The following is a 21,143-nucleotide window of genomic DNA, read 5'->3' on the forward strand; positions in this document are numbered from 1 at the left end:
GGGTGGTCGGTGCGGGCGCTCCCCCCGAGCGCGCATGAACTGATGTTCCGTCAACTTCGTTCAGTCGTATGCTCCTTCGACGTACCAGCGGCCGCCCTCCACGGTGAGCAGCAGGGCGCGGCCGCCCTCCACCGCGACCTGGAACCTGGCCCGGCGGCGGGCGGTGCGCGGGTCCCACCAGCGTTCGACGGCCGGCCACGGGCCGGTCCAGCCGAGCACTTCGAGGGTGCGTCCGTGCAGCTCGACCCGGTCCGGCGGGGCGGACACCTCGGCGCGGCCGTCCACCGCGACGGGCTGCCCGTCGCGGTCCAGCACCAGCACCGGCACCGGGTCGGGCGGCACCACGGACGGCGACGGGTCGGTGAGTCGGCCCGGCCAGGGCGCGTCCGCTTTTGTGCTCTCGCGGAGTTCGGCGCTCTCGCGGAGTTCCGCCTCGTCCCACGGCAGTCGCGCCTGCTGCTCGCCGGGGGCCCGGCCACCCTCGGGGGCGCCGCGCCGCAGCCCGGCGTAGCCCAGCAGCGACTGCACCCGGGCCACCGCCCGCTCCACCCGGTCCTCCGCGACCGCCTCGCCCCACAGCGCCAACTGCCGTCCCCGGTCCGGGAACAGGCCGTCCGGGACGAGACGCAGCGCGGTGAACGCGCCGTCCGCATCGGTGAAGGTGCCGGTGGACTGCCAGGCGTTCAACTGCCAGCGGATCCGCTCGGCGAGAGCCGCCGCCGTCAGCCGTCCCTCGTGCTGCCACAGCCGGGCGACGGTACGGCCGCCCTCGCAGGACACCTCGACCGCCACGCGCTGGCAGGCCAGGCCGACCTCGGCCAGCCGGGCATGCAGACGCTCCGCGAGGGTGCGGCCGACGAACACCAGGGGCTCCGCCAACTCCTCAGGCGGGTCGAAGAGTTGCTCGACCGCGAGGTCCAGGCCCTGGTCCTTGGGGGCCAGCGGACGCGGGTCCAGCCCCCGGGCCTGCCGATGCGCGGCGCTCCCGATCGGGCCGAACCGGTTCGCCACCATGTCCGCGGCCAACTCCGCGAACGCCCCCACCGTCTCCACGCCCAGCCGGTGCAACAGCTCCGCCAACTCCGGCTCGCCCAGCGTCGCCACCGGGTACGGCGCGAGGAACTCCGGCGTCCGCCCGGCCGGCACCAGCAGCTCCGCGCGGGCCGCCAGCACGGCGGCGAACAGGCCGTCGGCGACACCGAGAAGGCCGCGAGGGGGTTCCGGCTGCGGCTGCGGCTGCGGCTGCGGCTGCGGCTGCGGCTGCGGCTGCGATGGTGGTTCCGGCGTGGACTTCGGCGTGGGCTTCGGGGCGGGCTTCGGGGCGGCGGGGGTGACCAGGGCGAGCGGGGCGGGGGCGTGCGGCGGGGTGGGCTCGGCGGAGCCGCCATCGATCACCGTGAGCGGGGGACGCGAAGCCTCCTGCTCGGTGAACACCTCGTTCACCCAAGCGGGTTCGGTCTCGTCGGCCAGCTCGTCGGTGGGCTCCTCCGGCACGGTGACCGGCCAGGTCAGGGCCAGGACGGCGGCAACCGCGTCCCGGATCCCGACCGTGAGCGCCTCCTCACCGCCGAAGTACCGGGCCGGGCCCTTCACCGGGATCGCACACAGCCCCGGCCGGAGCACCTCCACCCGCGGCGTGAACGCCTCCACCGCCGCGACCACCGGCTCGAACCGGCGCGCCTCCGCCTCCTCGTCCCGCTCACGCAGCCGCAACTCCGGGCAGAACCGCTGCGCCAACCGCAACGGCTGCCCACGGCGAACCCCCGCCGCCCGGGCCGTCTCCGAGGACGCCAGCACCCGGCCGCCCTCCACCACCGCCACCGCCCCCGCATCCCCACCCACCGGCGCGGTCGCGACCAACGGCCAGTCCGGACACCACACCACCAGCACCCGCTGCGCCGCCGGCCCCCACCCCGCACCCCCCTCCCGCGCGGTACCCCACAACGGCCCGCCGCCACCACGGCTCACGGACGACGCCGGCTTACGAATCGGATTGGGGTGCTTCATGGCTGGTCACTCGGAGAGAATCGGCGGAACGGAGAACGGGATCAGCGAACGGTCAGGAACACCCCCCAAAGCCGGGGGGCACCCGCCTGCACCACAGTCCGGACCCGAGGGGCCGCATCGGCGGAGGCGGCGGCCCAAGACGGCGAAAACGCCGTCGGCACTCCGCCCAGCCCACCGCACGGCGACCGCCGGGCCCACAGGCAAGGGACAGGGCGACGCAACGAGGACCGCAGGCCGGGGCTGCAAGCGCGTGCGCGCGGCGGCGGGACGGGACAGCGAAGCGCCCGGACCGTCGGGTGACCGACCACCACAACCCACACCCAGCTCGCCGTACGACGACCGCCAGGCCGACAGGCAAAGCCCAGGGGGACGCAACAGGCACCGCAGGCCGGAGCCGAAAGCGCGCGCCCGCGGCGGCGGGCCGGGACGGCGAAGCGCCATCGGCGACCCGCCCGGACCGCCCGGCGACCAACCACCACAACCCACCCAGCCCCCGGCACCGCCCAACTCGCCGCACGACGACCGCCGGACCGGCAGGCAAGAGACGGGGCGTCGCAGCCGGGCCGAAAGCGCATGCCCGCGGCGGCGAAGCGCCGTCGGCGACGTGGTGACCACCCAGGCTCGTTCGCCGCGAACCCGCTCGCCCGTGGCACCCGGTGGGGCCGCCCGCGTGACCACCGGGTCGGCGAACCGGGGCCGAACGGCAGCGACGGAAAAGACAGGTCGGCGCCGGGTGAAACCGTTGACACCGTGGGCCGTCGTTGCCGAAACCGAACAGCCACGGCAGGCCGGGAGGGTGCGGGGCCGGACCGGCTGGGTGTCGGTGGAGGGAGCGGAGCCGAAGGGAGGCGCATCTCAGACCGCCTCCAGGGCGGGCCGGGTGAGTGCGGGTTCGGCGGGGGCGAGGGGGCGGGCGGTGCCGGTGGCGTCGGGGAGCCAGAGGTGGGCGGTGCGGGGGCGGGTGGCGGTGCCGCGGCCTTCGGCGACGGCTTCGACCTGGCGGCCGGTGAGTTGGCCGTGGCCGTCGCCGAGGCCGAACCAGCGGCCGGTGCGGATGCTGAGGCGTTGGGTGGCGCCGGGCCAGGGGCCGGCGACCAGCAGGGCGCAGCGGGTGCGGCGCAGGACGGCGGTGAGGCGGGCGGCGAGGGTGGGGGCGACCGGGCCGGTGGGGCGCAGCAGGATCAGGCCGACGGCGCCGGCGAGGGCGGCGACCACGTCGGGCCAGTGCGGTCCGGGGTGGTCGGCGAGCAGCAGGCGGCGCAGGTCGTAGCCGTAGCCGACGGCGGCGGCCAGTCCGAGTTCGGGGAGTCCGACGGCGGCGGCCCAGGCGGCGTCGCCGGTCTGTTCGGTGAAGGCGCCGGCGCCGAGGGCGAGCAGCAGTCCGGTGTCGCCGGTGACGGAGACGGCGGTGCCGGGGCGCAGTCCGCCGCCGGGGAGCAGTGGGGCGAGGGCGGGGAGGACGGGCAGCAGTTCGGGTTCGGCGATGGTCGGCGTCGGCAGGGCGGGGGCCGGAATGCCGGGCCGCAGCGGGACGACGACCGTTCGATCGCGTTCGAGCGTTCGAGCACGGTCGGCCGCCCGAGCGGGGGCAAAGTGGGCGAAATCGCCCGTCCCGGACGGGTCGATCGATTCTGGTTCGAACATGTGCACGACTCCAGCATCGAACACTCGTTCGTAAATATTCAAGTCCGGGAATCTGACTGAGCTGCAGAAACACCCGCCCGGCAACCCTCGGTGACCACCCACGCCAAGGTCCGGCCGGGGTTCAGCGGACGCCGCTCGGGCGGAACTGGATGCTGATCCGCGGGCCGACCGCGCCGGTGCTCTTCGGGATGGCGTGCTCCCAGGTGCGCTGGCAGGAGCCGCCCATCACCAGCAGGTCGCCGTGTCCGAGCGAGCGGCGCACCGTCGGGCCGCCGCCGGCCAGGGGGCGCAGCAGCAGGGGGCGGGCCTGGCCGACCGAGAGGATGGCGACCATGGTGTCCTCGCGGTCGCCGCGGCCGATCCGGTCGCCGTGCCAGGCGACGCTGTCCCGGCCGTCGCGGTAGAGGCAGAGCCCGGCGGTGGCGAACGGTTCGCCGAGCTCCGTCCGGTAGTGGGCGCCGAGCGCGTCCCGGGCCTCGGCGAGGACGGGGTCGGGCAGCGTGGCGCCCTCGCGGTAGAAGGCCAGCAGCCGGGGCACGTCCACCACCCGCTCGTACATCTCGCGTCGTTCCGCCCGCCACGGCACCCCGTCCACCAGGCGTTCGAACAGCGCGTCGGCGCCGCTCAGCCAGCCGGGCAGTACGTCGATCCACGCCCCGTGGCTCAGCACCGTCCGTTCGATCCCGGCGAGTGGGCCGAGGGCGGGTTCCGCCTCCGGGCCGCCGGTGTCGAACAGCGAACCCTGCAGCTGGTACGTCATGCCGTCCAGCGTACGCTCCGTTCGAACATTCGTACGATAGTCGGAGAAGGCGAGGCCGCTGACCGGTTCGGTGCGCCGTCGGAGCGATTTTGACTGTTTGACCTAAATTGCCCGTTTATGAGAGAGAATCGCGGGATCAGTCGTCGTCTGATCCTCAAAACTGTCGCCGGTCTCGCGGCGGCGTCCCACGGGATCCTGACCGCCCAGCGCGCCACGGCTGCGGCCTCGACGTGCTTTCCGCAGCCGGAGGTGTCGGCCCGGGCGGCCGACCCGGCGCCGCAGATCGTCGAACAGACCCTGGACGTCCGCTTCACGGAGCTCTCCGTACCGGGCTACGGCCAGGTCACCACCCGCACCTACAACGGGACGATCCCGGGCCCGACCCTGCGCGTGCGCGGCGGGGACACCCTGCGGCTCACACACATCAACGGCCTGCCGCCCAACCGGCCCTTCCACGGCGACCACAACACGCCGCACCACGCCAACAGCTTCAACCTGCACACCCACGGGATGCACGTCTCCCCGTCCGGGCACGCCGACAACATCCAGCGGGTGTTCGCGCCGCGCACCGCCACCGAAGTGGCCCTCGGCGCAGCGGAACCGCGGTACACGAGCACCATCCACATCCCGGCCGACCACCCCGCCGGCACCTACTGGTACCACCCGCACCTGCACGGAGCCACCGCCGAACAGATCGTCGGAGGAATGGCCGGGGTGATCATCGTCGAGGGCGACATCGACGAGGTGCCGGAGATCGAGGCGGCCGAGGACATCGTCGTCTGCATCAGCGAGCTCAAGTTCGACGACGGCGAAGTCCCCGCCTTCACCTCGGGCAACTGGGTGACCGACATTCCGTCCACCTTCGCCGTCAACGGCGCCGTCAACCCGACCATCACGCTGCGCCAGGGCGAGGTCCAGCGCTGGCGGCTGGTCGCCGCGACCGCCTTCACCGGCCTGCACCTGCGGATCTCCGGGGAGTGCGAAGACCTGACGATGCACCAGATCGCCCAGGACGGCATCAGCTTCGCCGCGCCGGTCGCCCACGACGTGGTGCACCTGGCCATGGGCAACCGCGCCGACGTCCTGGTCCGCGGCGACAGGCCCGGCCAGTACCGGCTGCTGGCCGACGGAGTGCCCGAGCCGCTGATGACGGTCGAGGTCGCGGATGAGCCCGTCGAACCGCCGATGGAACTGCCGACCTCCCTACCCCTCGGCAGGCCGTTCCTCGACGAGAACGACATCACCGACCCCGACGCCGACCGCGAGGTGATCTTCCACGTGGACCCGCGGGTCCTCCCCGGCGCCTTCCCCAACGCCTACCGCATGCTGGGCAGCAACCCCACACCCCCGGCCGACCCCGACGGCGACCTCCGCCGCGACCCCGCCTACGGCCGCTTCGACCCCCACTACGTCAACCACACCCTGCGCCTGGGCACCGTCGAACGCTGGACCGTCCGCACCGACGAAACCCTGCCCGCTCACGCCCACCCCTTCCACCTGCACACCAACCAGATCCTCGTCACCCACCGCAACGGCGAACAACTCGACCCCCCGGTCTGGCACGACACCGTCGCCCTGGCCGGCGGCACCCCCGGCGACTCCGTCACCTTCCTGGTCAAGTACGCCGACTTCACCGGCCACGCCGTCGCCCACTGCCACCAGCTCCACCACGAGGACCTCGGCATGATGCAGACCGTCCACTACGTCGAGGCGTGAGCCGCCGGTCCAACAGGACGCGCACCGGCAGTTGATCGGCCGTCAGCAGGCCTGGCCCCGGCGTCAGAGCTGTTCGAAGTAGAAGCTGCGAATGAAGCAGTCCCGGGGCTGGCCGATCGCGAACAGCACGCAGTCGGTGACGGACTGGGCGGTGAGTACGTCGTCGGCGGTGCGGGAGGCGGTGTCCCAGGCGGGGGCGAGGGGGTCGGCGTCGTCGAAGTCCGGGGGGTAGAGGGCGATCACCCGGATGCCCTCGGGGCGCAGGCGGGCGGAGAGGACGTCGGAGAAACCGGACTGGGCGGCCTTGGCGGCGTAGTAGGCGGGGTGCGAGGCAGAGCGGTGGTTGCGCAGTTCGCCGACCGAGGAGACCAGGTTGACCACGTCGGCGGCGGACGAGGCGCGCAGCAGGGGCAGCAGGTGACGGGTGATCAGGACGGTGCCGGTGGCGCCCGAGGCGATGGTGTCGGCGATCGCGTCGTCGTCGGCGTCCAGCAGGTCGTCGCCGTGCAGGTAGCGGGCCCCGTTGTTGACCAGGACGTCGACCCGGTCGGTGCGGGACGCGACCTCGGCGGCGAAGGCCCGCACCGAGGCGGGGTCGGAGATGTCGCAGGCCAGGCCCTCCGCCTTCGCCCCACTGTCGGCGGCGATCTCCTCGGCCGTCCGCTCGGCCGCGTCCAGCCCGCGTGCCGACACCAGGACCCGCGCCCCCAGTCGCCCGGCCCGGATGGCGAGTGCCCGGCCGGTGCCGCGGCCCGCGCCGGTGATGACCACGGTGCGGCCGGTGAGATCCATGAGCTGACCCTTCGTCCACTTCCCAGTACTGAAGGAAGAATAGGACTGTTGATCGAGAAGGGGGGCGCAATGGCCGGGCGGGGTGCGACAGTCGCGGCGGGGTGCGAGTGCGGGGCCGAGGCGCGGCAGGACGCCGGTCAGGCGGTGATGGGTCCAGGTCCGGACGCGGGGGCGCCAACTCCCCTGCGGGGATCACCTCTTGGGCCGAGTGGCGGTGACCCGGGCGGCTGGGCTGGCGGCCGGGCCGGAGGGCAGCGAGCCGTTGTCGGCAATCCCCCGGCGCAGGGCCGGCCGGATGGTTGGATCAAGGCGGCGGTGTCGCCACGGGCGCCGCCGGACGGAGGGACGAGGACGATGAGCGGCACCGAGCGGGCGGGCAAGCAGGCGGAGGGGCGGCACCTGGCGGACAGTCACGATCTGATCCGGGTGCACGGGGCGCGGGTGAACAATCTGAAGGACGTCAGCGTCGAACTGCCCAAGCGCAGGCTGACGGTGTTCACCGGGGTGTCCGGTTCGGGAAAGAGTTCGCTGGTGTTCGGCACTGTCGCGGCGGAGTCGCAGCGGCTGATCAACGAGACGTACAGCGCGTTCGTGCAGGGGTTCATGCCGACGCTGTCCCGTCCCGAGGTGGATGTGCTGGACGGCCTGACCACGGCGATCATCCTGGACCAGCAGCGGATGGGCGCCGCCCCGCGCTCGACCGTCGGCACCGCGACGGACGCCAACGCGATGCTGCGCATTCTGTTCAGCCGGCTCGGCGACCCGTTCATCGGCCCGCCGCCCGCGTTCTCCTTCAACGTGCCGACGGTGCACGGCTCCGGGGCGATCACGGTGGAGCGCGGCGAGGGCGCGAAGGCCGAGAAGCGGACGTACTCGCGGGCGGGAGGGATGTGCCCGCGCTGCGAGGGGCGGGGCAGCGTCTCGGACATCGACCTGGGGCAGCTGTACGACGACGGGTTGTCGCTGAACGAGGGCGCGCTGACCATCCCCGGGTACAAGCCGGGCGGCTGGAACTACCGGCTGTACACCGAGTCCGGGCTGATCGATCCGGACAAGCCGATCCGCACGTACACCGAGAAGGAGCTGCACGACTTCCTGTACCTGGAGCCGACCAGGATGAAGATCGCGGGCATCAACATGACCTACGAGGGTCTGGTGCTGCGGATCCAGAAGTCGATGCTCAGCAAGGACCGGGCCGCCCTCCAGCCGCACATCCGGGAGTTCGTGGACCGGGCCGTCACCTTCACCACCTGCCCGGACTGCGAGGGCACCCGGCTGAGCGCCGCCGCCCGGTCCTCGAAGATCAAGGGCCTCTCGATCGCCGACGCGTGCGCACTTCAGATCAGTGATCTCGCCGGCTGGGTACGGGAGTTGGACGAGCCGTCGGTGGGGCCGCTGCTGGCCTCGCTGCGGCAGGTGCTGGACTCGTTCACCGAGATCGGCCTCGGCTACCTCTCGCTGGACCGCCCGGCCGGCACGCTCTCGGGCGGCGAGGCGCAGCGGGTGAAGATGATCCGGCACCTGGGATCCTCGCTGACCGACGTCACGTACGTCTTCGACGAGCCGACCACCGGCCTGCACCCGCACGACATCCGGCGGATGAACGACCTGCTGCTGCGGCTGCGCGACAAGGGCAACACGGTGCTGGTGGTGGAGCACAAGCCGGAGACCATCGCGATCGCCGACCACGTGGTGGACCTCGGCCCGGGCGCGGGTTCGGCGGGCGGCACGGTCTGCTTCGAGGGCAGCGTGGACGGGCTGCGCACCAGCGACACCATCACCGGTCGGCACTTCGACGACCGGGCCGCGCTCAAGCCCGAAGTCCGCACCCCCACCGGCGTGTTGGAGATCCGCGGGGCGAGCGCGCACAACCTGCGCGAGGTGGACGTGGACGTGCCGCTGGGCGTGCTGACGGTGGTCACCGGCGTGGCGGGCTCCGGAAAGAGCTCGCTGGTGCACGGCTCGCTGGTCAGCGGCGCGGCACTGAAGGGCGGCGTACCGGAGGGCGTGGTGGCGATCGACCAGAGCCCGATCCGCGGGTCGCGGCGATCGAACCCGGCGACCTACTCCGGCCTGCTGGAGCCGATCCGCAAGGCCTTCGCCAAGGCGAACGGGGTGAAGCCGGCCCTGTTCAGCGCCAACTCCGAAGGCGCCTGCCCGACGTGCAACGGCGCCGGGGTGGTGTACACCGACCTGGCGATGATGGCCACGGTGGCGACGGTCTGCGAGGAGTGCGAGGGCAAGCGCTTCCAGGCCGCGGTGCTGAAGTACCACCTCGGCGGCCGCGACATCGCCGAGGTACTGGCCATGTCCGTCGACGAGGCGGAGTCCTTCTTCTCCACCGGCGAGGCCCGCACCCCCGCCGCACACGCCGTCCTGAAGCGCCTCTTCGACGTCGGCCTCGGCTACCTGACGCTCGGCCAGCCGCTCACCACCCTCTCCGGCGGCGAACGCCAGCGCCTGAAGCTGGCCGCGCAGATGGCCGAGAAGGGCGGCATCTACGTCCTGGACGAACCCACCGCCGGCCTGCACCTCGCCGACGTGGAGCAACTCCTCGGCCTGCTCGACCGGTTGGTCGACTCCGGCAAGTCCGTCATCGTGGTCGAGCACCACCAGGCCGTGATGGCCCACGCCGACTGGATCATCGACCTCGGCCCCGGCGCCGGCCACGACGGCGGCCGCATCGTCTTCCAGGGCACCCCCGCCGCCCTGATCGCCGACCGCACCACCCTCACCGGCCGGCACCTCGCGGAGTACGTCGGCGCGTAGCAGCGCGATATCCGCACGACACGGCGCCCGCTCCGATCAATCCACCTGGTGTTCGCGGGCCCAGGCGCAGGCTGTGTCCAGGACGCCGATCAGCGAGCGGCCCACCTCGGTCAGGGCGTACTCGACGTGCGGCGGGTTGCCGCCGTGGTCGGTGCGGGTCAGCCAGTGGTCGCGTTCCATCGCGCGCAGCGTCTCGGTGAGCACCTTCGGGTTGACGCCGCGCAGTCGGGCCTTGAGTTCGGTGAAGCGGTGCGGCCCGCCCTGAAGGCAACGCAGCACCGCGCCGGACCACTTGTCGCCGACCTGGATCGGCGAGCGGTGCGCGCACTCCCGGAGGTCGAACACGCCTGCCTCGTCAGGGATGGTCATGCGTACGACCATAGCCGCACCTCGGACCCGGTTCCGTTGCGGTAACCGGGGGTGCCCGTCCTACCGTCGGCGACGACACCGAACGCAGCAGGGCACCGAGGAGCAGCCATGAGCAGGATCGTGATTTTCGGCGCAGGCGGACGGGTTGGCCGGGCGGCGGTCGCGGAGGCCGTCCGGCGCGGTCACGCCGTGACGGCGGTGGTCCGCGACCCGGCCAAGTACCCGGAGCTGGAAGGGAGTTCGGGTGTGATGCTGGTGCGCGGCGACGCGACGGACGCGGACGCCGTCGCCCGGGTGGCCGCCGGCCACGACGCGGCGATCAACGCCTCGGTGCGGCTGGACGTCCCCTCCGAGAGCTACTTCAACGCCGCCGCACGGGCTCTGACGGCAGGTCTGAGGCGGGCGGGCGTCGGACGACTGCTGGTGCTGGGCATCGCCACCACCTTGGAGACCGCGCCCGGGGTGCGCGTCATGGACGACCCTCAATTCCCCGAGCAGTACCGGACGTTCTCGCAGGGCCACGTCGCCGAGTTCGACCTCCTCACCGCCGAGGCCGGCGCCCTCGACTGGCTGATGGTCGTCCCGCCCATGGACCTCGCCGCCGACGCCCCCACCACCGGCCAGTACGTCACCGCCGTAGGCACCGTCACCGGCACCGGCCGCATCTCGCATGCCGACCTGGCCCTGGCCCTGCTGGACGAGATCGACACCCCGAAGCACCACGCCGTCCAACTCGCCGTCTCCCACTGACGATCCGCCACCCGGGTCGGGACTCTCACTGCGTTCACGTCGTCCGGAGGACCTGCTCGAACTCGGACCGGCGGCGCTCCTCGTGCCGGAACTCGCGCGGCGCACACCCGTAGGCTTCCCGGAAGGCCCGGCTGAAGTGGGCCTGGTGCCGGAATCCCCAGCGCGTGGCGATGTCGCGGATCGACAGTGCGGCGCTGACCCGCTCGGCGAGATCCCGCCGGGCGTGTTCCAGCCGACGGCTTCGTATCCAGCCGGCCACGCTGGTGCCGTCCTGCTGGAAGAGCCGGTGCAGGTAGCTGAGCGAGATGTGGTGTGCGGAGGCGACCACTGCCGGGGCCAGGTCGACGTCGTGCAGGTTGCGGGTGATGAAGTCCTTGATCCTCAACAGCAGGATCTCCGGTCCGCTGCCGGCCTCCGGGTCGTTCTCGAAGGCCGCGCAGAACAGGGCGGAGGCCACCCCGGTGATGATGGCCGAGAGGCGGGGGCCGTCCGCGGGCCGGTAGGTGTCCGCCTCGTGCGCCAGTTGACGCAGTATCTGGGCGAGCAGGGCCCCGTAGCCGCGATCGGCGGGCAGCAGGCGGACCGCCGGCCTGGCGACGCCACCGCGCGGCAGGGGCAGGCGGGCTCTGGGGATCTCCAGGGCGACGCAGGCGTGGAGTTCGCTGTCGCGGCCGGCCGCCCGCACGCCGACCGGGTGCGATGTGCTCAGCACGTACAGGCTGTTCGCGGGGCAGGTCGTCTCGGAGCCGGCATGGCTGACGTCCACGGATCCCGACAGTGGCAGGAAGATCCGCACGGCTTCCGGGTTCGCGGTGCGGAGGAGGCCAGGGGTGTGACGGCGCCGCCCCGAGGTGAAGGCCATGAACCGCACGACGAGCCCGTCCAGCCGGACGATCCGATGTGTCTCCTCGAAGGTCCCCGCTTCGGTTCCCTGCGGCCGCACAGCAGCGGCGACGCATGGTCGTAAGAGCACGTACCCTCCTGCGGAAGCCGAATTTGGGCGTACACGACAAGCCTGTCCGTGACCCTATCGACCGTCAACAAAGGACGCTCCAAGGATGTGCGCCGGTCCGGACGCTCCAGAAAACTCAGTGGACTGTGCGCCAAAGACAGCGGACGGAGCGGAGCGGGAGGCTGATCCCCTCGATCCGCCGTGGACCGTTCGAGCGGGTCGGGACCCGTGAACCTTCCGTCCCAGGAGGAACCCATGTCCCTCAGCAGGACTCTCAAGGCACTCACCCTCTCTGCCGCGGCCGGTGCGGCACTACTGATGGTCCCCGCCAACGCCCACGCCGCCGGCTACACCCCGCAGTCGGTGTGCGGTTCCAGCTATGCCACGCTGGACAGCTTCAATCTGCCGGGCGGCACGTCGACGGTGTACCTGACGTACAGCAGCGCGACCGGCAACAACTGCGTCGCCACCATCAAGAACACATACGTGGGCACCGCGACCCTGACCGGCGCCTTCCTGACCATCGGCACCAGCCCCAACTGGAAGGTGGACTCGGGCAATTACAAGTACTACGCCGCGACCTACCTGTACGCCCCCGGGCAGTGCGTCTCCTACGGCGGCCAGGACTACAACTCCAACGGCTGGTGGACCAAGGGTCCGTCCTGGTGCCACTGAGCACCTGTCCGGCCCGGTGCGACTGAGCACCCCGGCCCGTCCGGCCGGTTGATCCGGCCGACTGCCGGTACCGGTCTCCGGTACCCGCTCGTGCGGTTCGGTCCGGCTCCCGATCGGCGAGCCGGACCGGCCCGTCCGCCCCGCCGCCCTGACGCCGCTTCTCCGGCGCGGCAACCCCTCCGACCTGCGGATACCACCTAGGGTGGGCGCACCGTCGCAGCCGGAGAGCCCAGGAGGCCGGAGATGCCCGAAGCCGCCGTTCCCCCGCCGCCGCAGGTGTGGCCGACGCTGCGGGCGCGTGATGCCCGGGCGCTGATCGCGTTCCTGGTCGAGGCGTTCGGTTTCGAGGCGACCACGGTGTACGCGGACGGCGACCTGGTGGAGCACGCCGAACTGGCATGGCCGCTCGGCGGCGGTATCATGCTCGGCTCGGCGAAGGAGCCCACCGAAGGCGGGGAGGACCCCTGGCCGCTGCGGCCCGGCACCTTCGGCGCGTACGTGGTCACCGACGATCCGGACGGCCTGTACCGGCGGGCGGTCGGCGCGGGTGCCGAGGTGGCCGCCCCCCTGCACGACACCGACTACGGTTCACGGGACTTCACGGTGCGCGACCCGGAGGGCAACCGCTGGTCGTTCGGCACCTACCGGGGCGAGGCCCGCCACCACTGACGGCGTCGGCCCCCCCCGGCTCGACCGGCCGCTGAGCGACCGGACCCGGGGTTGGCCGGATCCTGTCATATTCCCGGAACCGTCCGGGCAGGGGTTGTAGCCTGGTGGGGTGCTTCTTCTTGTCAGCCGTCGCCACGTGGACCTGGTCCGCGCCACGAGCATGTCCTGTCGACGCTCCGGCTGATCAGCCCCCTCCGCATCCCTCGCCCGTAGCGGCCCACCGACTGCGCCGGGCACCGCCACCCCGGCGCGACCCGCCGCAGCGGCCGGGCCGTTCCCCGTGGACGCGCACCCATGACGATGCAGCACCCCAGGCAGCACCCCACAACAACCCTCCCGGTCATCGACCTCTCGCTCGCCGACGGCGACGCCACCGCGCGGGCCCGGCTCCACCGGGAGCTGCGGGAGGCCGCGACCGGAGTCGGCTTCTTCCAGCTCGTCGGCCACGGCGTGACCGCCGCCGAGACCGCCGGCCTCGGCTCCGCGATGCGCGCCTTCTTCGCCCTCCCCGAGGCCGACCGGCTGGCCGTCAGCAACCTCAACTCCCCGCATTTCCGCGGCTACACCCGCACCGGGGACGAACGCACCGGCGGCAGCCGCGACTGGCGCGACCAGCTCGACATCGGCCCCGAACTGCCGCCGCACGTACCGGCGCCCGGCGAGCCCGCGTACTGGTGGCTGGAGGGGCCCAACCAGTGGCCCGCCGCGCTCCCGGAGCTGCGCACCGCCGCCCTGCACTGGATCGCCCGCCTCGACGGCGTCGCCCGCCGGCTGCTGCACGAGCTCCTCGCCTCGATCGGCGCCCGCCCGGACTTCTACGACGACGCCTTCGCCCCGCATCCCCACCTGCACCTGAAGCTGGTCCGCTACCCGGGCACCGCCCCCGACGGCGCCGCACAGGGCGTCGGCACGCACAAGGACTACGGCTTCATCACCCTGCTCCTGCAGGACACCGTCGGCGGCCTCCAGGTCGAACGCGCCGACGGCACCTTCCTCGACGTCCCCCCGCTGGACGGCGCCTTCGTGGTCAACCTCGGCGAACTCCTCGAAGTCGCCACCGACGGCTACCTCAAGGCCACCAGCCACCGCGTCCTGTCCCCCGCGGGCGCCCGTGAGCGCTTCTCCGTCCCGTTCTTCTACAACCCCCGCCTGGACGCCCACATCGCGCCACTCGACTTCCCGCACGCCCACCACGCCCCGGGCATCACCCAGGACCCGTCGAATCCCCTGCATGCAGACTTCGGCGAGAACGAATTGAAGGGATTCAGCCGCGCCCACCCGGAGGTCACCCGCCGCCACCACGCCGAACTCCTCCCCCTGGGCTGACCGGGGCACCGGCCCGTCCGCCCGGCGGGGCCATGGACCGCCGGGCGAGACCGGTGTCACACTGCTGGTGTCACAGTGGTACTGGTGCGAGGGCTGGGTTGCGATGGGTGGCGGGGAGCCGCGGTTCACGGTGGACGAGCTGGCTGCCCGGGCGGGGGTGACGGTCCGGACGCTGCGGTTCTACGGGGCGAAGGGGCTGCTGCCGCCGCCGGAGCTGGGGCCGCGGCGGGTGGGCCTGTACGGGGCTGAGCACCTGGGGCGGCTGGAGTTGATCGAGGAGTTGCAGCGGCAGGGTCTGACGCTGGCCGCGATCGACCGCTATCTCGCGCAACTGCCCTCGGACATCGGCGAGTTGGACCTGGCGATCCACCGGGCGCTGGTGGCGTCGTGGACGCCGGAGTCGGCCGAGGAGGCCAGCCGGGCGCAGTTGGAGCGCCGGACGGGGCGGGCGCTGTCGGACGCGGATCTGGATTCGCTCGCGGCGATGGGCGCGCTGCACCGCACCGGGGACCCGGACGTGTTCAAGGTGGAGCCGGGGCTGCTGCCGCTGGGCGTGCGGGTGCTGGACGTGCCGATCCCGCTGGAGACGCTGGTGGCGGCCCGGGCGGTGGTGCGGCTGCACAGCCAGGCGACGGCGCACGATCTGCACCGGCTGTTCCGGGACACCGTGTGGCGCCCGTACCGGGAGAGCGGCCCGGATCCCGAAGAGCTGGAGCGGATGCGGGAGTTGACGGACCGGATCCAGCCGATGGTGGTGCAGGCGCTGGTGACGGCCTTCCAGCGCTCGCTCGCGGAGGAGCTGGCCCGCCCGGCGGAGCGGGCGGGCCAGGAGGAGCAGGGTCAGTCGCGGTAGTGGCCGCCGCTCTCGGCGAGGGCGACCAGCGAGGCCGGCGGGGTGAAGCGCTCGCCGTACGCGGCGGCGAGTTCGCGGGCGCGGGCGGTGAAGCCCGCCGGGCCGCCCGGGTAGCCGTTGATGTACTGCAGGACGCCGCCGGTCCAGGCGGGGAAGCCGATGCCGAGGATGGAGCCGATGTTGGCGTCGGCGACCGAGGTCAGCACGTTCTCGTCCAGGCAGCGGACCGAGTCGAGGGCCTCGGAGAAGAGCAGCCGTTCCTTCATGTCCTCGAACGGGATCTCCGCGCCGGGCCGCGCGAAGTGTTCACGAAGGCCGGGCCACAACCGGGTGCGCTTGCCGTCGACGTACTCGTAGAAGCCGGCGCCGCCGCTGCGGCCGGGGCGCTGGAACTCGTCGAGCATCCGGTCCATGACGATCTCGCCGGGGTGCTCGGTCCAGGTGCCGCCGGCCTCCTCGACGGCGCGGCGGGACTCGTTGCGGATCTTGCGCGGCAGGGTGAGGGTCAGCTCGTCCAGCAGCGACAGCACCTTCGCGGGGTACCCGGCCTGCGCGGCGGCCTGCTCGACGGAGGACGGGTCGAGGCCCTCGCCGATCATCGCGACGCCCTCGTTGATGAACTGGCCGATCACCCGGGAGGTGAAGAAGCCGCGCGAGTCGTTGACCACGATCGGGGTCTTGCGGATCTGCCGGACCAGGTCGAAGGCGCGGCCGAGCGCCTCGTCGCCGGTCTGCGGGCCGCGGATGATCTCCACCAGCGGCATCTTGTCGACCGGCGAGAAGAAGTGCAGGCCGATGAAGTCGGCGCTCCGCTCGACACCCTCGGCGAGCAGGCCGATCGGCAGGGTGGAGGTGTTGGAGCAGAGCAGCGCGTCGGGGGCGACCACGTGCTGGATCTCCTGGAACACCTTGTGCTTGAGCTCGGGGTTCTCGAAGACCGCCTCGATGACGGTGTCGCAGCCGGCCAGGTCGGCCGCGTCCGCGGTGGGGGTGATCCGGGCGAGGAACTCGTCGCGCTCCTCGGCGGACAGCCGTCCGCGCTGCACCTGCTTGTCCAACAGGCCCGCGGAGTAGGCCTTTCCGCGTTCGGCGGCCTCCAGCGTGACGTCCTTGAGCAGCACCGTCAGACCGGCCTGCGCGCACGAGTACGCGATGCCCGCGCCCATCATGCCGGCGCCCAGCACCGCGACCTTCGACGCCTTCCGCGCCGGAACCGAACTCGGGCGGGAGGCACCGGAGTTGACGGCCTGCATGTCGAAGAAGAAGGCCTGGATCATGTTCTTGGAGGTGGCCCCGCAGGCCAGCTCGGCGAAGTACCTGGCCTCGATGACGAACGCGGTGTCCACGTCCACCTGCGAGCTCTCCACCGCCGCCGCCAGGATGTTGCGCGGCGCCGGGTAGGGCGCGCCGTTCAGCTGCTTGCGCAGGTTGGCGGGGAAGGCGGGCAGGTTGGCGGCGAGCGCGGGGGTGCTGGGGGTGCCGCCGGGGATCTTGTAGCCCTTGGCGTCCCAGGGCTGCGCGCTGACCGGGTTGGCGGCGATGAAGGCGCGCGCCTGCGCGAGCATCTCCTCGGCGCTGGAGGCGAGTTCGTGCACCAGGCCGTGCTGGAGCGCCTGCGCGGGACGGTACTGGCGGCCCTGCAGCAGGACCTTGAGCAGGGCGTCGGTGATCCCGAGCATCCGCACGGTGCGGACCACTCCGCCGCCGCCGGGCAGCAGGCCGAGGGTGACCTCGGGCAGGCCGATCTTGCTGCCGGGGGCGTCCAGCGCGATCCGGTGGTGGCAGGCGAGGGCGATCTCCAGGCCACCGCCGAGCGCGGCGCCGTTGATCGCGGCGACCACCGGCTTGCCGAGGGTCTCCAGCTTGCGCAGCGCGCGCTTGATCCGCATCGAGTTGGCGAACACCTGCTCGGCGTCGTCCGGCCCGACCGAGGACAGCAGCTTGAGGTCGCCGCCGGCGAAGAAGGTCTTCTTCGCGGAGGTGACGATGACGCCGGTCAACTCCTCGGTGGCGGCGAGGCGTTCGACGGTGGCTTCGAGCGCGTCGGTGAACGCGGCGTTCATGGTGTTGGCGGACTGCGCGGGGTCGTCGAGGACGAGGGTGACCACGCCGTCCTGGTCCTGCTCCCAGCGGATGGGGCTCACGTCGGTCATTGTGTCGAATTCCTTGTTCGGATACGTGAGTGGACGGGTGGTCAGATGCGCTCGATGACGGTGGCGATGCCCATGCCGCCGCCCACGCACAGGGTGGCCAGGCCGTAGCGCAGGTCGCGGCGCTCCAGCTCGTCGATCAGGGTGCCGATCAGCATCGCGCCGGTGGCGCCGAGCGGGTGGCCGAGCGCGATCGCGCCGCCGTTGACGTTCACCTGGTCGTGGCGGAAGCCGAGTTCGCGCATGAAACGGAGCGCGACGGCGGCGAACGCCTCGTTGATCTCCACCAGGTCGATGTCGGCGGCGGTCAGCCCGGCCTTGGCGAGGGCCTTGCGGGTGGCGGGCGCAGGGCCGGTGAGCATGATGGTCGGCTCGGAGCCGGAGACCGCGGCGGAGACGATCCGGGCGCGCGGGGTGAGGCCGTAGCGCTCGCCGATCTCCTTCGAGCCGATCGCGACCAGCGCCGCGCCGTCCACGATGCCGGAGGAGTTGCCCGCGTGGTGCACGTGGTCGATGGACTCCACCCAGTGGTACTTCTGCAGCGCGACCGCGTCGAAACCGCCGAGGTCGCCGATGTCGGCGAAGGACGGCTTGAGGCCGGCCAGCGTCTCCACGGTGGTGCCGGGGCGGATGAACTCGTCGCGGCCGAGCACCACCAGGCCGTTGCGGTCGCGCACCGGGACGACCGAGCGGTCGAACAGGCCGTCCGCCTGCGCCTTGGCGGCGCGGGCCTGCGACTCGGCGGCGAACGCGTCCACGTCGGTGCGGGACAGTCCCTCGATGGTGGCGATCAGGTCGGCGCCGATGCCCTGCGGAACGAAACCGGTCTCGTAGGCGGTCATCGGGTCGGCGAACCAGGCGCCGCCGTCGGAGCCCATCTTCACCCGGGACATCGACTCCACGCCGCCGGCCAGGATCAGGTCCTCCCAGCCCGAACGGACCTTCGCCGCGGCCAGGTTGACGGCCTCCAGACCGGACGCGCAGAAGCGGTTCTCCTGCACGCCGGCGACGGTGTCCGGCAGGCCGGCGGCGATCGCCGCGACCCGGGCGATGTCGGAGCCCTGGTCACCGATCGGGCTGACCACGCCGAGCACGATGTCGTCGATCGCGGCCGGGTCCAGGGTCGGGAAACGGCGGCGCAGTTCGTGGATCAGACCGACCACCAGGTCGATCGGCTTGGTGCCGTGCAGGGAGCCGGTCTGCTTGCCGCGTCCGCGCGGGGTGCGGATCGCGTCGTAGACGTACGCTTCGGTGGTCACGGTGTCGAATGCCTTTCAGACGTGTGGGTCGGCCGGGTCAGCCGAGCAGGGAGCGGCCGACGATCTCTTTCATGATCTCGGTGGTGCCGCCGTAGATGGTCTGGACGCGCCCGTCGGTGAACGCCCGGGCGACCGCGCTGTCACTCATGTAGCCGGAACCGCCGTGCAGTTGCAGACAGCGGTCGGCGGTGCGCTTCTGCAGCTCGGTGGTCCACCACTTGGCCATCGAGGCGTCCACCGGCGTCAGGTTGTACTTGTTGTGCTCCAGCACGCAACGGTCCACGAAGGTCCGGGTGACGGCGCACTCGGTGGCCAGCTCGGCGATCTCGAAACGCACGTGCTGGAGCTTGGCCAGCGGACGGCCGAACGCCGTGCGCTGCTTCACGTACGCCGTGGTCTCCTCCAGCACGTACTCCGCGCCCGCGATCGCCGCGACCGCGATCGCCAGGCGTTCCTGGGCGAGGTTGCGCATCAGGTACAGGAAGCCCTGGTTCTCCTCGCCCAGCAGGTTCGCCTTCGGCACCCGCACGTCCTGGAAGAACAACTCGGCGGTGTCCTGCGCCTTCTGGCCGATCTTGTCGAGGTTGCGGCCGCGCTCGAAGCCCGGCATGCCGCGCTCCACCACCAGCAGGCTCAGGCCGTGCGCGCCACCCTCCGCGGTGGTCTTCGCCACCACCACGACCAGATCGGCCAGGATCCCGTTGGAAATGAAGGTCTTCGCGCCGTTCAGCACATAGTGGTCACCCGCGTCCACGGCCGTGGTGCGGATCGCCTGAAGGTCGGAACCGGTGTCCGGCTCGGTCATCGCGATCGCGCTGATCAACTCACCCGAGCAGAACCCCGGCAGCCAGCGCTGCTTCTGCTCCTCGCTGGCCAGCCCCGTCAGGTACGGGCCGATGATGTCGTTGTGCAGCCCGATCGCCAGGCCGCTGGCGCCGACCCGGGTGAACTCCTCGGCCAGCACCGCCGCGAACCGGAAGTCCGGGCTGCCACCGCCGCCGTACTGCTCGTCCACCGCGATGCCGAGCAGACCGGCCTTTCCGGCGGCCAGCCAGGCCTCACGGTCGACGATGCCCTGCTGCTCCCAGCGGGCGTGGTGCGGGACGACCTCCTTGGCGAGGAAGGCCCGGACGCTCTCGCGGAAGTCCTCGTGTTCCTCGGTGTAGAGCTCGCGCTGCAACGGGTGTCTCCTTCCGGAGGCTTGCGGGTCAGGAGGCTTGCGGCTTGAGTGCCGGGACGGCCCAGTCGCGGGCCACCTCGGCGGTGTGCTCGCCGGGGCGCGCGGGCGGGGTGCGCAGCGCGGCCGGGGTGGCGGAGAAGCGCGGGGCGACGCCGGGCTGGACGGTGCCGTGCTGCTCGGTATAGCTGCCACGGGCGGCCAGGTGAGGATGCGCGGCGGCCTGACGAAGCGTCAGCACCGGTGCCACGCAGGCGTCGTGGCCCTCGAAGAGCTCCGTCCACTCGGCCTGGCTGCGGGTGGCGAAACGCTGCGCGATCCGTTCGCGCAGCTCGGGCCAGCGGGGCAGGTCGTACTGCGCGGGGGCGTCCTCGCCGAGCTCCAGCAGCCGGGTGAACTCGGCGTAGAACTGCGGCTCCAGCGGGCCTACGGCCATCCAACGACCGTCGGCGGTGGCAAAGGTGCCGTACCAAGGGGCGCCGCCGTCCAGCAGGTTGACGCCTCTGCGGTCCTGCCACAGGCCGGCGCCGAGCAGGCCCCACAGCATGGTGGAGAGATGAGCGGCTCCGTCGATGATCGCGGCGTCCACGACCTGGCCGGTGCCGGTGGCCCGGGCGTGGTGCAGGGCGGCCAGCAGGCCGACCACCAGATACAGCGAGCCACCTGCGTAGTCGCCCAGCAGGTTGGCCGGGATCGCCGGGGGGCCGTCCGGGTCGCCGATCAGGCCGAGGACGCCGGAGGTGGCGAGGTAGGTGATGTCGTGGCCCGCACGGTCGGCGAGCGGACCGTCCTGGCCCCAGCCGGTCATCCGGCCGTAGACCAGCGCCGGGTTGCGGGCCAGGCACTGCTCCGGGCCGATGCCGAGGCGTTCGGCGACGCCCGGGCGGTAGCCCTCGATCAGCAGGTCGGCGCGGGCGGCCAGGTCGAGCACGAGGCCCTGTCCGCCCGGGGATTTCAGGTCCACCACGACGGAACGCTTGTTGCGGTTGGTCAGGTCCTGCTCCGGGGCCGGCCCGAGCACCTGCCCGCCCGGGCGGTCCACCCGCACCACGTCCGCCCCCAGATCGGCGAGCAGCATCGCGGCGAACGGGCCGGGCCCGATGCCCGCCAGCTCCAGGACCCGGACACCCGCGAGCGGCCCGGCAGCCGCGGCGGGGGGTGTTGCGGGGGTCATCGGCGAGCGCCTCCCAGGTTTGACAGTAAAGCTGTCACAGTGGCGATGATAGGGATGCGACTCGCCGGTAACAAGAGTCAACCGGACGGTCCGCGACACGC

At 72.2% G+C, this 21,143-nt stretch carries 17 protein-coding genes; 7 read left to right on the forward strand and 10 right to left on the reverse strand.

Translation table 11 applies throughout. The features are described 5' to 3' along the window. Positions 1–60: 60 nt before the first annotated feature. The 3 genes from ACFV18_RS11295 to ACFV18_RS11305 all read right to left on the reverse strand — a co-directional run bounded on the left by ACFV18_RS11295 (position 61) and on the right by ACFV18_RS11305 (position 4,411). On the reverse strand, positions 61–1,821 hold the full coding sequence (locus ACFV18_RS11295; RefSeq protein ID WP_380481765.1) for a hypothetical protein: 1,761 nt from the start codon (positions 1,819–1,821) through the stop codon (positions 61–63). Positions 1,822–2,862: 1,041 nt separating this feature from the next. Beyond that, entirely contained in the window at positions 2,863–3,651 is a 789-nt protein-coding gene (locus ACFV18_RS11300; RefSeq protein ID WP_380481767.1) for a hypothetical protein, read from the reverse strand. Positions 3,652–3,772: 121 nt separating this feature from the next. Then, the gene (locus ACFV18_RS11305; protein ID WP_380481769.1) at positions 3,773–4,411 is read right to left on the reverse strand and encodes an alpha-ketoglutarate-dependent dioxygenase AlkB; all 639 of its coding nucleotides are present in this window, start codon (positions 4,409–4,411) and stop codon (positions 3,773–3,775) included. A 117-nt stretch (positions 4,412–4,528) separates the two neighbouring features. Here ACFV18_RS11305 and ACFV18_RS11310 point away from each other — a divergent pair, with 117 nt between their 5' ends. After that, entirely contained in the window at positions 4,529–6,127 is a 1,599-nt protein-coding gene (locus ACFV18_RS11310; RefSeq protein ID WP_380481771.1) for a multicopper oxidase family protein, read from the forward strand. 63 nt (positions 6,128–6,190) lie between these two features. Here ACFV18_RS11310 and ACFV18_RS11315 read toward each other — a convergent pair whose 3' ends face one another. Further along, entirely contained in the window at positions 6,191–6,919 is a 729-nt protein-coding gene (locus ACFV18_RS11315; protein ID WP_380481773.1) for an SDR family oxidoreductase, read from the reverse strand. Positions 6,920–7,273: 354 nt separating this feature from the next. Here ACFV18_RS11315 and ACFV18_RS11320 point away from each other — a divergent pair, with 354 nt between their 5' ends. Beyond that, positions 7,274–9,688, forward strand: a complete 2,415-nt coding sequence (locus tag ACFV18_RS11320; RefSeq protein ID WP_380481775.1) for an ATP-binding cassette domain-containing protein — start codon at positions 7,274–7,276, stop codon at positions 9,686–9,688. Between the two features lie 36 nt (positions 9,689–9,724). Here the strand turns inward: ACFV18_RS11320 and ACFV18_RS11325 are convergent, their stop codons facing one another. Continuing rightward, positions 9,725–10,057: a winged helix-turn-helix transcriptional regulator gene (locus ACFV18_RS11325; RefSeq protein ID WP_380481777.1), complete on the reverse strand. Its 333-nt coding sequence runs from the start codon at positions 10,055–10,057 to the stop codon at positions 9,725–9,727. A 108-nt stretch (positions 10,058–10,165) separates the two neighbouring features. On the opposite strand from ACFV18_RS11325, the gene ACFV18_RS11330 reads away from it, so the two are divergent. Continuing rightward, on the forward strand, positions 10,166–10,807 hold the full coding sequence (locus tag ACFV18_RS11330) for an NAD(P)-dependent oxidoreductase (protein WP_380481779.1): 642 nt from the start codon (positions 10,166–10,168) through the stop codon (positions 10,805–10,807). A 34-nt stretch (positions 10,808–10,841) separates the two neighbouring features. Here the strand turns inward: ACFV18_RS11330 and ACFV18_RS11335 are convergent, their stop codons facing one another. Then, the gene (locus tag ACFV18_RS11335; protein ID WP_380481781.1) at positions 10,842–11,780 is read right to left on the reverse strand and encodes an AraC family transcriptional regulator; all 939 of its coding nucleotides are present in this window, start codon (positions 11,778–11,780) and stop codon (positions 10,842–10,844) included. A gap of 234 nt (positions 11,781–12,014) precedes the next feature. Here ACFV18_RS11335 and ACFV18_RS11340 point away from each other — a divergent pair, with 234 nt between their 5' ends. The 4 genes from ACFV18_RS11340 to ACFV18_RS11355 all read left to right on the forward strand — a co-directional run bounded on the left by ACFV18_RS11340 (position 12,015) and on the right by ACFV18_RS11355 (position 15,282). Continuing rightward, on the forward strand, positions 12,015–12,434 hold the full coding sequence (locus ACFV18_RS11340) for a spore-associated protein A (RefSeq protein ID WP_380481783.1): 420 nt from the start codon (positions 12,015–12,017) through the stop codon (positions 12,432–12,434). A 243-nt stretch (positions 12,435–12,677) separates the two neighbouring features. Continuing rightward, complete coding sequence (locus tag ACFV18_RS11345; RefSeq protein WP_380481785.1) at positions 12,678–13,103, forward strand: VOC family protein; 426 nt, start codon at positions 12,678–12,680, stop codon at positions 13,101–13,103. Positions 13,104–13,397: 294 nt separating this feature from the next. After that, positions 13,398–14,429: an isopenicillin N synthase family dioxygenase gene (locus ACFV18_RS11350; RefSeq protein WP_380481787.1), complete on the forward strand. Its 1,032-nt coding sequence runs from the start codon at positions 13,398–13,400 to the stop codon at positions 14,427–14,429. Positions 14,430–14,532: 103 nt separating this feature from the next. Next, positions 14,533–15,282: a MerR family transcriptional regulator gene (locus ACFV18_RS11355; protein ID WP_380481789.1), complete on the forward strand. Its 750-nt coding sequence runs from the start codon at positions 14,533–14,535 to the stop codon at positions 15,280–15,282. On the opposite strand, the gene ACFV18_RS11360 is transcribed toward ACFV18_RS11355, so the two are convergent. From ACFV18_RS11360 to ACFV18_RS11375, 4 genes are read right to left on the reverse strand one after another with little or no spacing between them, the layout of a single operon-like run. After that, on the reverse strand, positions 15,270–17,435 hold the full coding sequence (locus ACFV18_RS11360) for a 3-hydroxyacyl-CoA dehydrogenase NAD-binding domain-containing protein (RefSeq protein ID WP_380481791.1): 2,166 nt from the start codon (positions 17,433–17,435) through the stop codon (positions 15,270–15,272). The two genes, ACFV18_RS11355 and ACFV18_RS11360, sit on opposite strands and share 13 nt — an antisense overlap. A gap of 41 nt (positions 17,436–17,476) precedes the next feature. Beyond that, positions 17,477–18,691 carry an acetyl-CoA C-acetyltransferase gene (locus ACFV18_RS11365; protein ID WP_380481793.1) on the reverse strand — a complete coding sequence of 405 codons (1,215 nt, stop codon included), beginning with the start codon at positions 18,689–18,691 and terminating at the stop codon, positions 17,477–17,479. 37 nt (positions 18,692–18,728) lie between these two features. Then, on the reverse strand, positions 18,729–19,871 hold the full coding sequence (locus ACFV18_RS11370) for an acyl-CoA dehydrogenase family protein (RefSeq protein ID WP_380481795.1): 1,143 nt from the start codon (positions 19,869–19,871) through the stop codon (positions 18,729–18,731). 28 nt (positions 19,872–19,899) lie between these two features. Beyond that, entirely contained in the window at positions 19,900–21,042 is a 1,143-nt protein-coding gene (locus ACFV18_RS11375; RefSeq protein ID WP_380481797.1) for a CaiB/BaiF CoA transferase family protein, read from the reverse strand. Positions 21,043–21,143: the final 101 nt, after the last annotated feature.

It is taken from the genome of Kitasatospora sp. NPDC059673, assembly GCF_042734215.1.
Lineage (GTDB): Bacteria > Actinomycetota > Actinomycetes > Streptomycetales > Streptomycetaceae > Kitasatospora.